This window comes from Pseudomonas sp. LBUM1655 (genome assembly GCF_059716085.1).
On the sequence record NZ_CP166801.1, the window covers coordinates 1,855,124 to 1,870,332 of the forward strand.

The following is a 15,209-nucleotide window of genomic DNA, read 5'->3' on the forward strand; positions in this document are numbered from 1 at the left end:
GAAGCAGTAGGAGTGGTACATGGCCGATACGCGGCGTTGGTTCTGGCTCGGTGGGGTAGTCCTGCTTTGCGCGTTTGTGTGGTTGCTGCATCCGATCCTCACGCCGTTTCTGGTGGCGCTGCTGTTGGCGTATCTGTTCGATCCGCTGGTGGATCGGTTGGAGAAGCTCGGTTTGTCGCGCACTTGGGGCGTGATCGCGGTGTTTGCCTTATTCACCCTGATCGTCACGGCGCTGATGCTGGTGCTGGTGCCGATGCTCGCCAAGCAGTTGCTGCGTTTGTACGAACTGGCCCCGCAAATGCTCGACTGGTTGCAACACACCGCTGTGCCGTGGGCGCAGTCGAAACTGGGCTTGTCTGACGGGTTCTGGAAGTTCGACAAGGTCAAAGCGGCGATCAGCGAACACATGGGCCAGACCACCGATATCGTCGGTGTGGTGCTGAGTCAGGCAACCGCGTCGAGTCTGGCGCTGATCGGCTGGCTGGCCAATCTGGTGCTGATCCCGGTGGTGAGTTTCTACCTGCTGCGTGACTGGGACGTGATGATGGCCAAGATCCGCAGCCTACTGCCGCGTGATCGTGAAGAACGAGTGGTAGCACTGGCTGGCGAATGCCATGAAGTGCTTGGGGCGTTTGTACGCGGGCAGTTGCTGGTGATGTTGGCACTGGGCGTGATTTACGCGGCGGGGCTGATGATCGTCGGCCTGGAGCTGGGCTTGTTGATCGGCCTGATCGCGGGTCTGGCGGCGATTGTGCCGTACATGGGCTTTGTGATCGGCATCGGCGCGGCGCTGATCGCCGGGTTGTTCCAGTTCGGTGGCGATCTGTACCCGATGATCGGGATCGTCGCAGTGTTCATGGTCGGTCAGGCGTTGGAAGGCATGGTGCTGACGCCGTTGTTGGTGGGTGACCGGATCGGCCTGCATCCAGTGGCGGTGATCTTTGCGATTCTGGCTGGCGGTGAGCTGTTCGGTTTCACCGGTGTGCTGCTGGCGCTGCCGGTGGCGGCGGTGATTATGGTGCTGGTGCGCCACGTGCACGATTTGTACAAGGATTCCGACATCTATAGTGGTGTCGACGAACCGGAGTTGTAACTTCATCATGGACGGCCCGGCATTGCGCCGGGTTGGCCCGTGTTTTGCGGGCACTACTGGCACGGCAGCGTCAGAGAATCTGCCATAAAACCAGTATGTTAACGCAAACCTTTGATTTTGCTTGGACTCTGTCGCATTGTGCGCTCAGCTTCACGGGTATAAACTTCGCAAACTTTACACAGAGGCCACTAACGGTTCCTTGAGAACTGTTCAGTCAGCATGAAACCGATTCAGCTGCCCCTAGGTGTGCGTCTGCGTGACGACGCCACCTTCATCAACTACTACCCAGGCGCCAATGCCGCTGCACTCGGCTATGTCGAGCGCCTATGCGAAGCCGACGCCGGCTGGACAGAAAGCCTGATCTACCTGTGGGGCAAACATGGCGTAGGGCGTACGCATCTGTTGCAGGCAGCGTGTCTGCGTTTCGAGCAGATGGGTGAGCCGGCGGTTTACCTGCCCCTGGCGGAGTTGATGGATCGCGGCGTCGAGATTCTCGACAACCTCGAGCAGTACGAGCTGGTTTGCCTGGATGACTTGCAGGTGATTGCCGGCAAGGCTGACTGGGAAGAGGCGATGTTTCATCTGTTCAACCGCCTGCGTGACAGCGGTCGGCGTCTGCTGATCGCGGCATCCACTTCGCCGCGTGAACTGCCGGTCAAACTGGCTGACTTGAAATCACGCCTGACCCTGGCGCTGATATTCCAGATGCGCCCACTCTCCGATGAAGACAAGCTGCGTGCCCTGCAATTGCGTGCATCGCGTCGTGGTCTGCACCTGACCGATGAAGTCGGGCATTTTATTTTGACCCGCGGGACCCGCAGCATGAGCGCATTGTTCGACTTGCTCGAACAGCTCGATCAGGCCTCTTTGCAGGCTCAGCGCAAGCTGACAATTCCCTTCCTCAAAGAAACGCTAGGCTGGTAAATCCAAGGCTTTCAGCGGGTTTCGGCATATTTCAGGCGCCAGAAAATCCGCTTTCCTGCACGTTGTGCAGGCCGCGTTTCGATTCAAATGGGCTTAAGCGCTTAGATGTAAACGAGAAACCGAGAAGTCACAAAAAGATCGATTGAATTTGCAAATGAGGTTGATAGCGGGCATAGTCTCGGCTTCTTTACAACTATCAGCCACGGTCGTGCCCATGCTAAAGCGCTTCGCACCCCTCGTGCCTCTCGCACTCGTCACCCTGTTGTACGGTTGTGCTGCTCATTCTCCAGTCCAAGAGCAGCCTCAACAGGTTAAAAATTCTGCCACTGCCCAGTCTTCCGTTATTTACCAGGAAGAGCTGGACACCGAAAAAGAACTGTCGGACTTCAACAAGAAGCCTTACGAGCTTCCGGTTCTGGCCGACAGCATCCTCGAACGCGGCATGTCCCTGATCGGTACCCGTTACCGTTTCGGCGGTACCTCCGAAGCCGGTTTCGATTGCAGCGGTTTCATCGGCTATCTGTTCCGCGAAGAAGCCGGCATGAACCTGCCGCGCTCCACCCGCGAAATGATCAACGTTGATGCTCCGCTGGTATCGCGTAGCAATCTCGAGCCTGGCGATCTGCTGTTCTTCGCCACCAACGGTCGTCGCGGTCGTGTCAGTCACGCCGGGATCTACCTGGGTGACAATCAGTTCATTCACTCCAGCAGTCGTCGCAGCGGCGGTGTTCGCATAGACAGCCTGGGTGACAGTTACTGGAGCAAGACCTTCATCGAAGCCAAACGTGCTTTGGCGAACGCTCCTACTGTAGTGACTGCTCGCAAGTAATCTTCCCGTTGTCGCCGCATTCGCGGCGACAAAATACGGCTTCCGGTAACGGAGTAGACCTATACTTTACAAGGTGAAGTTAAAGTCTTACTTGAAGTTTGCCGCGTAGCCGCTAGAATCCTGAATCTATATTGATGGCAAACCGCCTGCGTGCCACGCAGGCGGTTTTGTTTTCTGTCCATTCGGCAGAGAAAGCCGCAGCCAGATCAGGATGTTCTGCTTATGACCATGTCGGCCCGCCTCGCATTGATGTTCTTCGCAGCGCTACTCAGTGCCTGCGCCAGTCGTACGCCGCCGCCTGCGCCAGTGGTTCGCGCGCCGGTGGTGTTTGGGCCTTCCCAAGCCTTTTCTCCCGCTGCTGAAGACGTGCTGTTCCGTGCGCTCGGCCTGGTCGGCACGCCTTATCGCTGGGGCGGCAATACACCGGACTCGGGATTTGATTGCAGTGGGCTGATCGGCTTCGTCTACCGTGATGCTGCCGGTATTTCTCTGCCGCGCTCCACGCGCGAGCTGATCGTCATGCAGGCGCCGAATGTCGGTAAGGAAGGATTGCAGACCGGTGATCTGATCTTCTTCGCCACCAATGGTGGTTCGCAGGTCAGTCATGCGGGGATTTACGTCGGGGAAGGGCGCTTCGTGCATGCGCCGGCAACTGGCGGCACGGTGAAGCTCGATAGCCTGTCGAAGGCCTATTGGCAGAAGGCGTATTTGAGTGCCAAGCGTGTGTTGCAGCCTGAGCATCTGGCGCGTAACCCGTAATTCAAGCAGCACATCACCCAATGTAGGAGTGAGCTTGCTCGCGATAGCATCGTGTCAGTCGACATCATCGTTGACTGAAACACCGCTATCGCGAGCAGGCTCACTCCTACAGTTGTTTTGGGGCAGGTCAAATTATTTGGTAGAAGAAACGCGCCAAACCTTGTTCCCCACATCATCCGCCACCAGCAAGCCACCTTGCTGGTCGATCACTACGCCTACCGGGCGACCCAGTGCGTTCTCGTCCTTGTCGAGGAAACCGGTCAGCACATCCACCGGTTGGCCCGTTGGCTTGCCTGCCGCAAACGGCACGAAAATCACTTTATAGCCGCTGTGCGGTTTACGGTTCCACGAACCATGCTGGCCGATGAACGCGCCTTCCTTGAACTGCGCCGGCAGGGTGTTGCCCTCGGCGAACGTCAGACCCAACGAAGCGGTGTGCGGGCCGACGGCGTAGTCCGGAGAGATGGCTTTGGCGACCAGGTCAGGATTCTGCGGCTCCACCCGCACATCGACGTGCTGGCCGTAATAGCTGAACGGCCAACCATAGAAGCCGCCATCCTTGACCGAGGTAATGTAGTCCGGCACCAGATCGCTGCCGATCTCGTCACGTTCGTTGACGGCTGTCCACAGCGCGCCACTGGTGGGCTCCCACGCCAGGCCGTTAGGGTTGCGAATGCCCGAGGCAAAGATCCGGTGATTGCCGGTCGCCCGGTCCACTTCCCAGATCGCCGCGCGACCTTCTTCCTGATCCATGCCGTTTTCGCCGACGTTGCTGTTCGAGCCGACGGTGACGTACAGCTTGCTGCCGTCCTTGCTGGCGATAACGTTTTTCGTCCAGTGGTGATTCAGCGTGCCACCGGGCAGATCCGTGACCTTGATCGGCTGTGTCTTGATCTCGGTCGCACCGGCTTCGTAGTTGAAGCGCAGCAAACGATCGGTGTCGGCGACATACAGATCATTGCCAACCAAGGTCATGCCGAACGGCGAGTTGAGGTTTTGCAGAAACACCGTGCGGGTTTCAGCTACGCCGTCGTGGTCGGCGTCACGCAGCAACGTAATGCGATTCGGGCTTGGTACGCCGGCTCCGGCCTTGCCCATGACTTGCTTCATCACCCAGCCTCGAACGCCTTTGCTGTCGTCAGGTTTCGGCGGGGCGTTGGTTTCTGCCACCAACACGTCGCCATTGGGCAGCACGTAGAGCCAGCGCGGATGATCGAGGCCTTCGGCAAACGCAGCCACTTGTGTGCCTGCCGCGGCAGTCGGTTTTGCGCCCTCGGGCCAGCCGATCGCCGGGGCGATATTCACCGTCGGGATCAGGGTTTTATTCGGTTCAGGCAGTTTCGGTGACGGGCCGGTGCCGTCGGTGACTTGCAGGCTGGAGGATTCACCACAGGCGGCGAGCCCTCCGGCGAGAGCGATGACGAGAGCGAGCTGGGACTTGCGCATTACTGATCTTCCCTATGAATGCATTGACCTAATCATAGAGAAGCGCGCAAGCCCGATGGTTCAACTGCTCAACCGCGGGCCTCTTTGAACAGCACGGCGATGCCCGGGTGATAGTTGCCGGTTTCACTGCGCAACTTGCGGTAGGCATAGGGGAAATACCAGGCGACGGCGCAGGTGTGTTCCTTCTGTAGGTCGTCGACCATGTCCTGCAGTTCTTCGGGGCTGGCGCTGTGCTGGGCTTTTTGCGGCGCGACAAACAGGCAGCCGAGCTTGAGGTCGCTGGCGAAGCTGATGCGTTTGGCGTCGCTGGTGATTTCCAGCAGGGCTTGGGTCAGGTTGAGGTTGTTGACCCGAGGCCAGCGTTGCGTGGCCTGAATGTAAGCGCGGTCTTCGCTGCCAGCGAGGAACAGATCGGCGCGGGCATTGCGTTCGCCTTCTTCGTTCTGCTTGCGCGTGGCCGTCTGTTCAAGCGTAACCAGTTCGGCCATCCAGGCTGCCGCCGAGAGCAGCCCTAGATTGGCTTTTTCGTCATGCCAGTAGGGCGTGTCGCTGTCGCCGCGCACGGCGTTGTAACGGTCGATACAGTCAAACCAGCGTTCCAGCACCGGACGCAGAAATTCCAGGCGCGGGTTGCTGATGATCATGCCTTGCATGTGGCTCACCTTATTCTTGTGTGATGTGAGATTGTGGCTCTTTGATATCACTCTTGAGACTGTGGCACAAGATTGGCGTCAGATAATTGATCGGCGGCAGTTATTCGCCCGTTGGCCCCCTCTTTAATTGACGCTCCACCCCCAACCCTCTAACCTTCGCGGCTTGTTTCAGGTGCTCTGTGGCTTGCGTCGACAGAGTGAAACAGGGAAGCCGGTGAGGGTTGTCTTCAGAGCAAGTACGACCACGATCCCGGCGCTGCCCCCGCAACGGTAAATGAGTGAAAACTGCGTCTTGTGCCACTGCTCAACAGCGGGAAGGCGCGCAGTCCGGCGAACGCCGCTCATGAGCCCGGAGACCGGCCTGATCCATCCAGCGGCATCACGGTGGGCGATGCCAGGCTTTTTGCCGTCTATTCTTGTGCCTGCCCGCCGTTATCCAGCCTCAACGGAGAGCTCCCCCATGACTGATTCCCCCGAGCGTGACGAACGCCATCTGGCGCGTATGCAGCGCAAAAAAGCCGTGATCGATGAACGCATCGCCAACTCGCCTGACGAGTGCGGCCTGGTGCTGGTCCTGACCGGCAACGGCAAAGGCAAAAGCAGTTCGGCGTTCGGCATGCTCGCCCGCGCCATGGGCCACGGCATGCAGTGCGGCGTGGTGCAGTTCATCAAGGGACGCCACAGCACGGGCGAAGAGTTGTTCTTTCGCCGCTTCCCCGAGCAAGTGCGTTTCCACGTCATGGGCGAGGGCTTCACTTGGGAAACCCAGGATCGTCAGCGCGACATCGCCGCCGCCGAAGCCGCGTGGGAAGTGTCCCGTGAACTGCTGCGCGATCCGTCGATCGGTCTGGTGGTGCTGGATGAATTGAACATTGCCCTCAAGCACGGCTACCTCGATCTTGATCAGGTGCTCAGCGACTTGCAGGCGCGTCCGCCGATGCAGCATGTGATCGTCACCGGTCGCGGCGCCAAGCCGGAAATGATCGAGATGGGTGACACCGTCACCGAAATGGGCATGCTCAAACACGCTTTTCAGGCTGGCATCAAAGCGCAAAAAGGCGTCGAACTTTGAATCAACCACGTCACTGCCCGGCGGTACTGATCGCCGCGCCGGCCTCCGGTCAGGGCAAGACCACCGTCACCGCCGCGCTGGCCCGTTTGCATCGCAATCAGGGGCGCAAGGTGCGCGTGTTCAAGTGCGGGCCGGACTTTCTCGATCCGATGATTCTCGAGCGCGCCAGCGGTGCGCCGGTGTATCAATTGGACATGTGGATGGTTGGCGAGCAGGAGAGCCGTCGCCTGTTGTGGGAAGCCGCCGCTGAAGCTGATCTGATTCTGATTGAAGGCGTGATGGGCCTGTTCGACGGCACGCCGTCGAGCGCGGATCTGGCGCGGCATTTCGGCGTGCCGGTGCTCGGCGTGATCGACGGTACGGCCATGGCCCAGACCTTTGGTGCGTTGGCGCTGGGCTTGGCGAAGTATCAGCCGGACTTGCCGTTCGCTGGAGTTTTGGCCAACCGGGTCGGCACATTGCGGCATGCGCAGTTGTTGGAAGGCAGTCTTACCGAAGGTTTGCGCTGGTACGGCGCGTTGTCCCGCGAGACTGGCATCGAATTGCCGAGCCGTCACCTCGGCCTGGTTCAGGCCAGTGAACTCAATGACCTCGATATGCGCCTCGACGCTGCTGCCGAAGCGCTTGCCAGCAGTTGCGAGGTAGCGCTGCCACCGGCCGTGGAATTTGCCGCGCCTGAGGTCATCACTGCAGAGCCGTTATTGAAAGGTGTACGAATTGCCATCGCCCGCGATGAAGCCTTTGCCTTCACCTATGGTGCGAGCCTCGATCTGTTGCGAGCGATGGGCGCTGATTTGAGTTTCTTCTCGCCGATTCGCGACACGCAATTACCTGAGGCGGACAGCCTTTACCTGCCCGGCGGTTACCCGGAACTGCATCATGTGGCGCTGGCGCAGAACACCGCGATGCTCGACGCGATTCGCGCACACCATGCGGCGGGCAAACCGTTGCTCGCCGAGTGTGGCGGCATGCTGTATCTGCTCGATTCGTTGACCGACGTTGAAGGCACTCGTGCTGAACTGGTGGGGCTTCTGGCGGGTGATGCGGTGATGCAAAAGCGTCTGGCCGCTCTGGCGCTGCAAGCGGTGGATCTGCCAGAAGGTTCGCTGCGCGGCCACACTTATCACCATTCCCTGACGACCACTGAGTTGACGCCGATAGCCCGGGGCCTGAGCCCGAATGGCGGGCGCGGGGCAGAGGCGGTTTATCGGGAAGGGCGGATGACGGCTTCGTATGTGCATTTTTATTTCCCGTCGAATCCTGTGGCTATCGCTGCGCTGTTTGCGGCTGACTCCGAAGTCGCCTTCGCGAGCAGGCTCGCTCCCACAGTTGAAACGGTGGTGACTGAAGAAATGCGATCCCTTGTGGGAGCGAGCCTGCTCGCGAAAGGGCCATGACAGACAACGCATTTTCCGAAGCCGAACGCGCAGCGGTCTACAAAGCCATCGCCGAACGCCGCGACATGCGCCACTTCACCGGTGGCACCGTCGCGCCCGAACTGCTGAGCCGCTTGCTCGAAGCCGCGCACCAGGCGCCAAGCGTCGGCCTGATGCAGCCGTGGCGATTCATCCGCATCAGCGACCGTACCCTGCGCGGGCAGATCCAGAATCTGGTGGAAGAAGAGCGCATCCGCACTGCCGAAGCGCTCGGCGAGCGCAGCGATGAGTTCATGACACTCAAGGTCGAAGGCATCAATGATTGCGCGGAAGTGCTGGTCGCCGCGCTGATGGACGATCGAGAAAAACACATCTTCGGTCGCCGCACGCTGCCGGAAATGGACATGGCGTCGCTGTCCTGTGCGATCCAGAACCTTTGGCTGGCCTCGCGCGCCGAAGGCCTGGGCATGGGGTGGGTCTCGCTGTTCGAGCCGCAAGCGCTGGCTGATCTGTTGAAGCTACCGGCGGGGGCCAAGCCGTTGGCCGTTCTTTGTCTTGGCCCGGTCAAGGAATTCTATCCGGCGCCGATGCTGGTACTCGAAGGGTGGGCGCAGGCGCGTCCGCTCAATGAGTTGCTGTATGAAAATTATTGGGGAGTGAGTCAATGAGTGTGGCGTTGTTGAGTGTCGCCGCAGTGGCGCTGGATGCGCTGCTGGGTGAACCGAAACGCTGGCATCCGCTGGTGGCGTTCGGCAATTTTGCCGGGCGCATCGAGCAACGTTTCAACGCCGGTGGCCGTGGCTGGCGCAGTCATGGCGTCACCGCGTGGGTGATCGCGGTGCTGCCGCTGACGTTGCTCGCCACCGCGTTTTCCTGGGCGCCGTACGTGGGCTGGATCGTCGAGATTCTCGCGCTGTATTGCGCCCTCGGCATGCGCAGCCTCGGCGAGCACGTCGAGCCAGTGGCCAAGGCGTTGCGCGCTGATGATCTGGACGAGGCGCGTAAGCGTGTCGGCTATCTGGTCAGTCGCCAGACCAGCGAACTCGACAGCACCGCCGTCGCTCGTGCCGCCACCGAATCGGTGCTGGAAAACGGCAGCGACGCGGTGTTCGCCGCGTTGTTCTGGTTTGCCGTGGCGGGCGCGCCGGGCGTCGTCCTCTACCGTTTGAGCAACACCCTCGACGCGATGTGGGGTTATCGCAACGAACGCTTCGAGCGTTTCGGCTGGTGCGCGGCAAAAATCGACGACGTCCTCAACTACATTCCCGCACGCCTTGTGGCTTTGACCTACGCAGTGCTGGGCAAAACCCGACTGGCCTTGAAGTGCTGGCGCACGCAGGCGCCGAAATGGGACAGCCCCAATGCCGGCCCGGTGATGGCGGCCGGCGCCGGTGCGCTCGGTGTGGAGCTGGGTGGCCCGGCGATTTACCACGGTGAATTGCATGAGCGTCCGCAACTGGGCGAAGGCGTTCAGGCCGATGCCGACTCTATTGATCGTGGCTGGCAATTGGTTCAGCGCGGCGTATGGTTGTGGCTGCTGATTCTCTGCGTGGGGGCTGAATTCTATGCTTGAGCACGGTGGCCGGCTGCGCAAGGCTGCACTCGATTACGGTATCGCCGAGGCCGACTGGCTCGATCTGTCCAGCGGTCTGGCGCCGTGGCCGTTTGCGATCCCGGAAATCCCGCTGCGCGCCTGGGCACGCTTGCCGGAAACCGATGACGGTCTGGAGCAGGCGGCGTGCGATTACTACGGCGCATCGCAAGTTCTGCCGGTAGCGGGTTCACAGATGGCCATCCAGTTGCTGCCGCGTTTGCGTCGGGCCGGCAAGGTCGGTGTGCTGTCGCCGTGTTATGCCGAGCACGCCGAAGCCTGGCGCCGCAGCGGCTACATCGTGCGCGAAGTGCTGGAGCAGGAAGTCGAGTTCTTTCTCGACAGCCTCGACGTGCTGGTGGTGGTCAATCCGAACAACCCGACCGGCCTGAGCCTGACCCCGGCGCGCCTGCTCGACTGGCATGCACGACTGGCCCCGCGCGGCGGTTGGCTGGTGGTTGATGAAGCGTTCATGGACAACACTCCGCAGCTGAGTCTGGCTGCGCACACCCATCAGATAGGTCTGATTGTGTTGCGCTCGTTCGGCAAGTTCTTCGGTCTGGCCGGGGTGCGACTGGGTTTTGTACTGGCCGAGCGCAAGTTGCTCAAGCTGCTCGCCGAACAGGTCGGGCCGTGGGCCGTCAGCGGGCCGACGCGGGTGCTGGGCCAAGCCTGTCTGCAAGACACCGAAGGCCACACACGCCAGCGGATTCGCAGCGATGAGGCCAGCGAACGGCTGGCGCTGTTGCTGGAACGCTACGGTTTCAAACCGCAGGGTGGTTGCGCGCTGTTTCAGTGGCTGATCACCGAGCACGCGCAAGCGCTGCACGAATTCATGGCCCGACGGGGGATTCTCCTGCGCATCTTCCCCCACAACAGCAGTGTGCGTTTCGGCCTGCCCCCCAACGCCGCTGAAGAATCCCGTCTCGAACAAGCGCTGCAAGCGTTCGCCAAGGAAATCCAATGACAACGCTGATGGTGCAAGGCACCACGTCCGACGCCGGCAAAAGCACACTGGTGACGGCGCTGTGCCGCTGGGCGACCCGGCAGGGCGTGGCGGTGGTGCCATTCAAGCCGCAGAACATGGCGCTCAACAGCGCGGTGACCGCCGACGGTGGCGAGATCGGCCGCGCGCAAGCGGTGCAGGCGCAAGCCGCGAACCTTGAGCCGCACACCGACATGAACCCGGTGCTGCTAAAACCCAATAGCGATACCGGCGCGCAAGTGATCATCCATGGCCGCGCCGTCACCAGCATGAACGCCGTTGCCTATCACGACTACAAAGCTATCGCGATGAAAGCGGTGCTCGCCTCCCACGAGCGACTCAGCGCCGCGTATCCGCTGGTGATGGTCGAGGGCGCCGGCTCGCCGGCGGAGATCAATCTGCGTGCCGGCGATATCGCCAACATGGGCTTTGCCGAAGCAGTCGATTGCCCGGTGCTGCTGATCGCCGACATCAATCGTGGCGGCGTTTTCGCTCATCTGGTGGGCACGCTGGAACTGCTCTCGCCGAGCGAACAGGCACGGGTCAAAGGCTTCATCATCAACCGTTTTCGCGGCGACATTGCCTTGCTGCAGCCGGGCCTCGACTGGCTGGAACAGCGCACCGGCAAACCGGTGGTCGGCGTGCTCCCTTATGTGATGGATCTGCATCTTGAGGCCGAGGACGGCATCGATCAGCGCCAGACCGACAAGGCCGAGCAGGTGTTGAAAGTGGTGGTGCCGGTGCTGCCGCGCATCAGCAACCACACCGATTTCGATCCGCTGCGCTTGCATCCACAAGTGGATCTGCAATTTGTCGGCCCGGGGCAAGCGATTCCGCCGGCTGACCTGATCATCCTGCCGGGCTCGAAAAGCGTGCGCAGTGATCTGGCCTATCTGCGCGCCAATGGCTGGGACACGGCGATCAGTCGCCATTTACGTTACGGCGGCAAAGTGCTGGGGATTTGCGGCGGTCTGCAAATGCTTGGTGAGCAGGTGCACGATCCGCTGGGTCTGGAAGGCGCGCCGGATTCCAGCGCCGGGCTCGGTTTGCTCGCGTTCGAAACTACGCTGGAAGCCGAGAAGCAACTGCGCAATGTGCGCGGGCGTCTGACGCTGGAAGATGCCGAGGTCAGTGGCTATGAGATTCATGCCGGTGTAACCACCGGGCCGGCGCTGGAGAATGCAGCGGTGCAGCTCGATGATGGTCGTTGCGACGGTGCGCAGAGTGTTGACGGGCAAGTGTTCGGCACCTATCTGCATGGCCTGTTCGAGTCGCCGGCGGCCAGTGCGGCGTTGCTGCGCTGGGCCGGGTTGAGCGATGTGCAGGAGGTGGATTACCACGGGTTGCGCGAGCGTGATATCGAGCGCCTGGCGGATCTGGTGGAGAAGCATCTCGATACCGATCTGTTGCGTCAGCTCTGTGGGATTTGAGTTGCCTATGGCTGCTCGAGATCCTTTGTAGGAGTGAGCCTGCTCGCGATAGCGCCAGTTGCCTCACCACATAACTTTCAGGATGTCCCCATGCTCCAACTGATCCTCGGCGGCGCCCGCTCCGGCAAAAGTCGTCTGGCCGAAAAACTCGCCACTGACAGTGCGCTGGCCGTGACCTACATCGCCACCAGCCAACCGCTGGACGGCGAGATGAACGACCGCGTCGCCCATCACCGCGCCCGTCGTCCTGCCGAATGGGCACTCATCGAAGAACCGCTCGAACTGGCCCGTGTCCTGCGCGAAAACGCCAGCGTCACGCAATGCTTGCTGGTCGATTGCCTGACCCTGTGGCTGACCAACCTGCTGATGCTCGATGACGCCGAGCGTCTCGCCGCCGAACGCGATGCCTTGCTCGACTGCCTGGCGACACTGCCGGGTGAAATCATTTTTGTCAGCAACGAGACCGGAATGGGTGTCGTGCCGCTGGGCGAATTGACTCGCCGCTATGTCGATGAAGCCGGTTGGCTGCATCAAGCTTTGGCTGAGCGCTGTCAGCGTGTTGTCCTGACCGTTGCCGGCCTGCCCCTGACTTTGAAAGGATCTGCGTTATGACCCAAACCTGGTGGCTGAACCCCTGCAAACCGGTGCATGCCGATATCGTCGAGCAAGCGGCAGCGCGGCAACAGCAACTGACCAAGCCGGCCGGTTCGCTGGGGCGGCTTGAGTCGGTGGCGGTGCAACTGGCCGGTCTGCAAGGGCAGGTGAAGTCGACGCTTGAGCAGGTCTGGATTGCGATTTTTGCCGGTGATCATGGCGTGGTCGCCGAAGGCGTATCGGCGTATCCGCAGGAAGTCACTGGGCAGATGCTGCTCAACTTCGTCAGCGGCGGCGCGGCGATCAGCGTGTTGGCGCGACAGCTCAATGCACAACTGGAAGTGGTGGATCTGGGTACGGTGACGCCGTCGCTGAATCTGCCGGGCGTGCGTCACCTGAACATCGGCCTGGGCACTGCGAACTTTGCGCAGGGTTCGGCAATGACGCAGGCCCAAGGTGAACTTGCATTGCAGGCCGGTCGCGACAGCGTGTTGCGAGCCAAAGCCGCAGGCGCGCAGTTGTTCATCGGCGGCGAAATGGGCATCGGCAATACCACTGCGGCCAGTGCGCTGGCCTGTGCCTTGCTCGACTGCCCTGTCGCGCACCTGACCGGCCCCGGCACCGGGTTGAATGCCGAGGGCGTCAGCCATAAGGCGCAAGTGATCGAGCGCGCATTAGCCTTGCACGCAGCTCAGCGTGGCGATGCCTTGCAGACTTTGTTCAACCTCGGCGGTTTCGAGGTTGCGGCGTTGGTCGGCGCGTACCTGGCGTGTGCGCAGGAAGGTATTGCGGTGCTGGTCGACGGCTTTATCTGCACAGTCGCCGCGTTGGTGGCGGTGCGCTTGAATCCGGCTTGCCGCGAGTGGCTGCTGTTCGGCCATCGCGGTGCCGAGCCGGGCCACCGTCATGTGCTGGAGACGCTGAACGCCGAACCGTTGCTGGAACTCGGCCTGCGCCTGGGTGAGGGCAGCGGTGCGGCGTTGGCGGTGCCGTTGTTGCGTCTGGCCTGTGATCTGCACGGGCAGATGGCAACGTTCGCCGAAGCCGCTGTGGCGGATCGTCCGGCATGACCTTGCATCTGGATCTGCTACGCCACGGCGAGACTGAACTGGGCGGCGGTTTGCGCGGCAGTCTCGACGATGCGCTCACTGAAAAGGGCTGGGCGCAGATGCGCGAAGCCGTGATCGCGGGCGGGCCTTGGGATCGACTGGTCAGTTCGCCGTTGCAGCGTTGCGCGCGGTTCGCCGCTGAGCTTGGCGAGCAACTGAATCTGCCGGTGCAACTGGACAAAGATCTGCAAGAGCTGCACTTCGGCGCTTGGGAAGGGCAGAGCGCCGCCGCGTTGATGGACACTGATGCCGAGGCGTTGGGGCTGTTCTGGGCTGATCCGTATTCGTTCACGCCACCGCAGGGTGAGCCAGTCAGCGACTTTTCTGCGCGAGTGTTGGCAGCGGTTGCGCGGTTAAACGCGGCGTATGCGGGTGAACGGGTGCTGTTGATCAGTCATGGCGGTGTGATGCGACTGTTGCTGGCGCAGGCTCGGGGTTTGCCGCGTGAGCAATTGCTCAATGTCGAGGTGGGTCACGGCGCGTTGTTTTCACTCACGGTCGCCGTTGATGGTTCGCTCAAGGAAGGTCACTGACATGTTGCCGCTGTGGATCGCCCTGCAATTTCTCAGCAGTTTGCCGATTCGATTGCCCGGAATGCCGGAGCCTGAACAACTTGGGCGATCGCTGCTGTTTTATCCTCTGGTGGGGTTGCTGTTCGGCGTGATTCTGTGGGCGCTGAACTTGGTGTTGGCCGGTGCGCCATTGCTGCTACACGCAGCGTTGCTGTTGACGGTGTGGGTGTTGCTCAGCGGCGCGTTGCACCTTGATGGTCTGGCCGACAGCGCCGATGCCTGGCTCGGCGGGTTTGGTGATCGTGAGCGCACGCTGACGATCATGAAAGATCCGCGCAGTGGGCCGATTGCGGTGGTGACGCTGGTGTTGGTGTTGTTGCTCAAGTTCGCCGCATTGTTGGCGTTGATTGACCAGCAGCAGGCGGTGGCGCTGATCATCTTGCCGTTGCTCGGGCGGGCGGCGCTGCTGGGGTTATTTCTGACCACTCCGTATGTGCGTGCAGGTGGGTTGGGGCAGGCATTGGCCGATCATCTGCCGCGCAGGGCGGGGTGGTGGGTGCTGGGGATCAGCGCCTTGGCTTGTGTGGTCATCGCCGGGCTCAAGGCAATTGTTGCGCTGCTGGTCGCTGTTGGTGTGTTTGTCTGGTTGCGGCACTTGATGGTGCGGCGGTTGGGCGGGACGACCGGGGATACGGCGGGGGCTTTGCTGGAATTGCTGGAGATGGCGGTGTTGGTGGGGTTGGCGTTGTTTTAAAAGCAAAAGATCGCAGCCTTCGGCAGCTCCTACATGGGATTGCGTACCCTGTGGGAGCTGCCAAAGGCTGCGATCTTTTGAT

Annotated in this window: 16 protein-coding genes and 1 riboswitch; of the genes, 14 read left to right on the forward strand and 2 right to left on the reverse strand. The window is 61.0% G+C overall.

Going from position 1 to position 15,209, the window contains the following annotated elements; translation table 11 throughout:
- Positions 1-19 precede the first annotated feature (19 nt).
- The 4 genes from ACA074_RS08340 (at position 20) to ACA074_RS08355 (ending at position 3,605) form a co-directional block, all read left to right on the forward strand.
- Positions 20-1,093: an AI-2E family transporter gene (locus tag ACA074_RS08340; protein WP_187677451.1), complete on the forward strand. Its 1,074-nt coding sequence runs from the start codon at positions 20-22 to the stop codon at positions 1,091-1,093.
- Between the two features lie 219 nt (positions 1,094-1,312).
- Positions 1,313-2,017, forward strand: coding sequence for a DnaA regulatory inactivator Hda (gene hda / locus ACA074_RS08345; RefSeq protein ID WP_007919828.1), 705 nt, complete (start codon positions 1,313-1,315; stop codon positions 2,015-2,017).
- 214 nt (positions 2,018-2,231) lie between these two features.
- The gene (locus ACA074_RS08350; RefSeq protein ID WP_187677453.1) at positions 2,232-2,846 is read left to right on the forward strand and encodes a C40 family peptidase; all 615 of its coding nucleotides are present in this window, start codon (positions 2,232-2,234) and stop codon (positions 2,844-2,846) included.
- A gap of 222 nt (positions 2,847-3,068) precedes the next feature.
- The gene (locus ACA074_RS08355; RefSeq protein ID WP_401269912.1) at positions 3,069-3,605 is read left to right on the forward strand and encodes a C40 family peptidase; all 537 of its coding nucleotides are present in this window, start codon (positions 3,069-3,071) and stop codon (positions 3,603-3,605) included.
- 132 nt (positions 3,606-3,737) lie between these two features.
- On the opposite strand, the gene ACA074_RS08360 is transcribed toward ACA074_RS08355, so the two are convergent.
- Together ACA074_RS08360 and ACA074_RS08365 are read right to left on the reverse strand one after the other, a co-directional pair.
- Positions 3,738-5,051, reverse strand: a complete 1,314-nt coding sequence (locus ACA074_RS08360; RefSeq protein ID WP_489878552.1) for a PQQ-dependent sugar dehydrogenase — start codon at positions 5,049-5,051, stop codon at positions 3,738-3,740.
- Between the two features lie 68 nt (positions 5,052-5,119).
- The gene (locus tag ACA074_RS08365) at positions 5,120-5,704 is read right to left on the reverse strand and encodes a hypothetical protein (protein WP_489878553.1); all 585 of its coding nucleotides are present in this window, start codon (positions 5,702-5,704) and stop codon (positions 5,120-5,122) included.
- Positions 5,705-5,857: 153 nt separating this feature from the next.
- Positions 5,858-6,083, forward strand: a riboswitch (cobalamin riboswitch).
- A gap of 81 nt (positions 6,084-6,164) precedes the next feature.
- Between ACA074_RS08365 and cobO the strand changes: the two genes are divergently transcribed.
- The 10 genes from cobO (at position 6,165) to ACA074_RS08415 (ending at position 15,127) form a co-directional block, all read left to right on the forward strand.
- Positions 6,165-6,776, forward strand: a complete 612-nt coding sequence (cobO, locus tag ACA074_RS08370) for a cob(I)yrinic acid a,c-diamide adenosyltransferase (RefSeq protein ID WP_187677457.1) — start codon at positions 6,165-6,167, stop codon at positions 6,774-6,776.
- A complete protein-coding gene (locus ACA074_RS08375; RefSeq protein WP_497678761.1) occupies positions 6,773-8,173 on the forward strand; it encodes a cobyrinic acid a,c-diamide synthase CobB in 1,401 nt (466 codons plus the stop codon). Before cobO ends, ACA074_RS08375 begins: the two co-directional genes overlap by 4 nt.
- A complete protein-coding gene (bluB, locus tag ACA074_RS08380) occupies positions 8,170-8,820 on the forward strand; it encodes a 5,6-dimethylbenzimidazole synthase (RefSeq protein ID WP_401269898.1) in 651 nt (216 codons plus the stop codon). Before ACA074_RS08375 ends, bluB begins: the two co-directional genes overlap by 4 nt.
- Positions 8,817-9,725, forward strand: coding sequence for an adenosylcobinamide-phosphate synthase CbiB (gene cbiB / locus ACA074_RS08385; protein WP_187677460.1), 909 nt, complete (start codon positions 8,817-8,819; stop codon positions 9,723-9,725). Before bluB ends, cbiB begins: the two co-directional genes overlap by 4 nt.
- Positions 9,718-10,710, forward strand: coding sequence for a threonine-phosphate decarboxylase CobD (cobD, locus tag ACA074_RS08390; protein WP_497678762.1), 993 nt, complete (start codon positions 9,718-9,720; stop codon positions 10,708-10,710). Before cbiB ends, cobD begins: the two co-directional genes overlap by 8 nt.
- Complete coding sequence (locus ACA074_RS08395) at positions 10,707-12,158, forward strand: cobyric acid synthase (protein WP_497678763.1); 1,452 nt, start codon at positions 10,707-10,709, stop codon at positions 12,156-12,158. The genes cobD and ACA074_RS08395 overlap by 4 nt, the downstream gene beginning before the upstream one ends.
- Positions 12,159-12,248: 90 nt before the next feature.
- The gene (gene cobU / locus ACA074_RS08400; RefSeq protein WP_401269891.1) at positions 12,249-12,770 is read left to right on the forward strand and encodes a bifunctional adenosylcobinamide kinase/adenosylcobinamide-phosphate guanylyltransferase; all 522 of its coding nucleotides are present in this window, start codon (positions 12,249-12,251) and stop codon (positions 12,768-12,770) included.
- The gene (cobT, locus tag ACA074_RS08405; RefSeq protein WP_497678764.1) at positions 12,767-13,822 is read left to right on the forward strand and encodes a nicotinate-nucleotide--dimethylbenzimidazole phosphoribosyltransferase; all 1,056 of its coding nucleotides are present in this window, start codon (positions 12,767-12,769) and stop codon (positions 13,820-13,822) included. The genes cobU and cobT overlap by 4 nt, the downstream gene beginning before the upstream one ends.
- Positions 13,819-14,394: an alpha-ribazole phosphatase family protein gene (cobC, locus tag ACA074_RS08410; RefSeq protein WP_187677465.1), complete on the forward strand. Its 576-nt coding sequence runs from the start codon at positions 13,819-13,821 to the stop codon at positions 14,392-14,394. The genes cobT and cobC overlap by 4 nt, the downstream gene beginning before the upstream one ends.
- Position 14,395: 1 nt before the next feature.
- Positions 14,396-15,127: an adenosylcobinamide-GDP ribazoletransferase gene (locus ACA074_RS08415; RefSeq protein WP_497678765.1), complete on the forward strand. Its 732-nt coding sequence runs from the start codon at positions 14,396-14,398 to the stop codon at positions 15,125-15,127.
- Positions 15,128-15,209 lie beyond the last annotated feature (82 nt).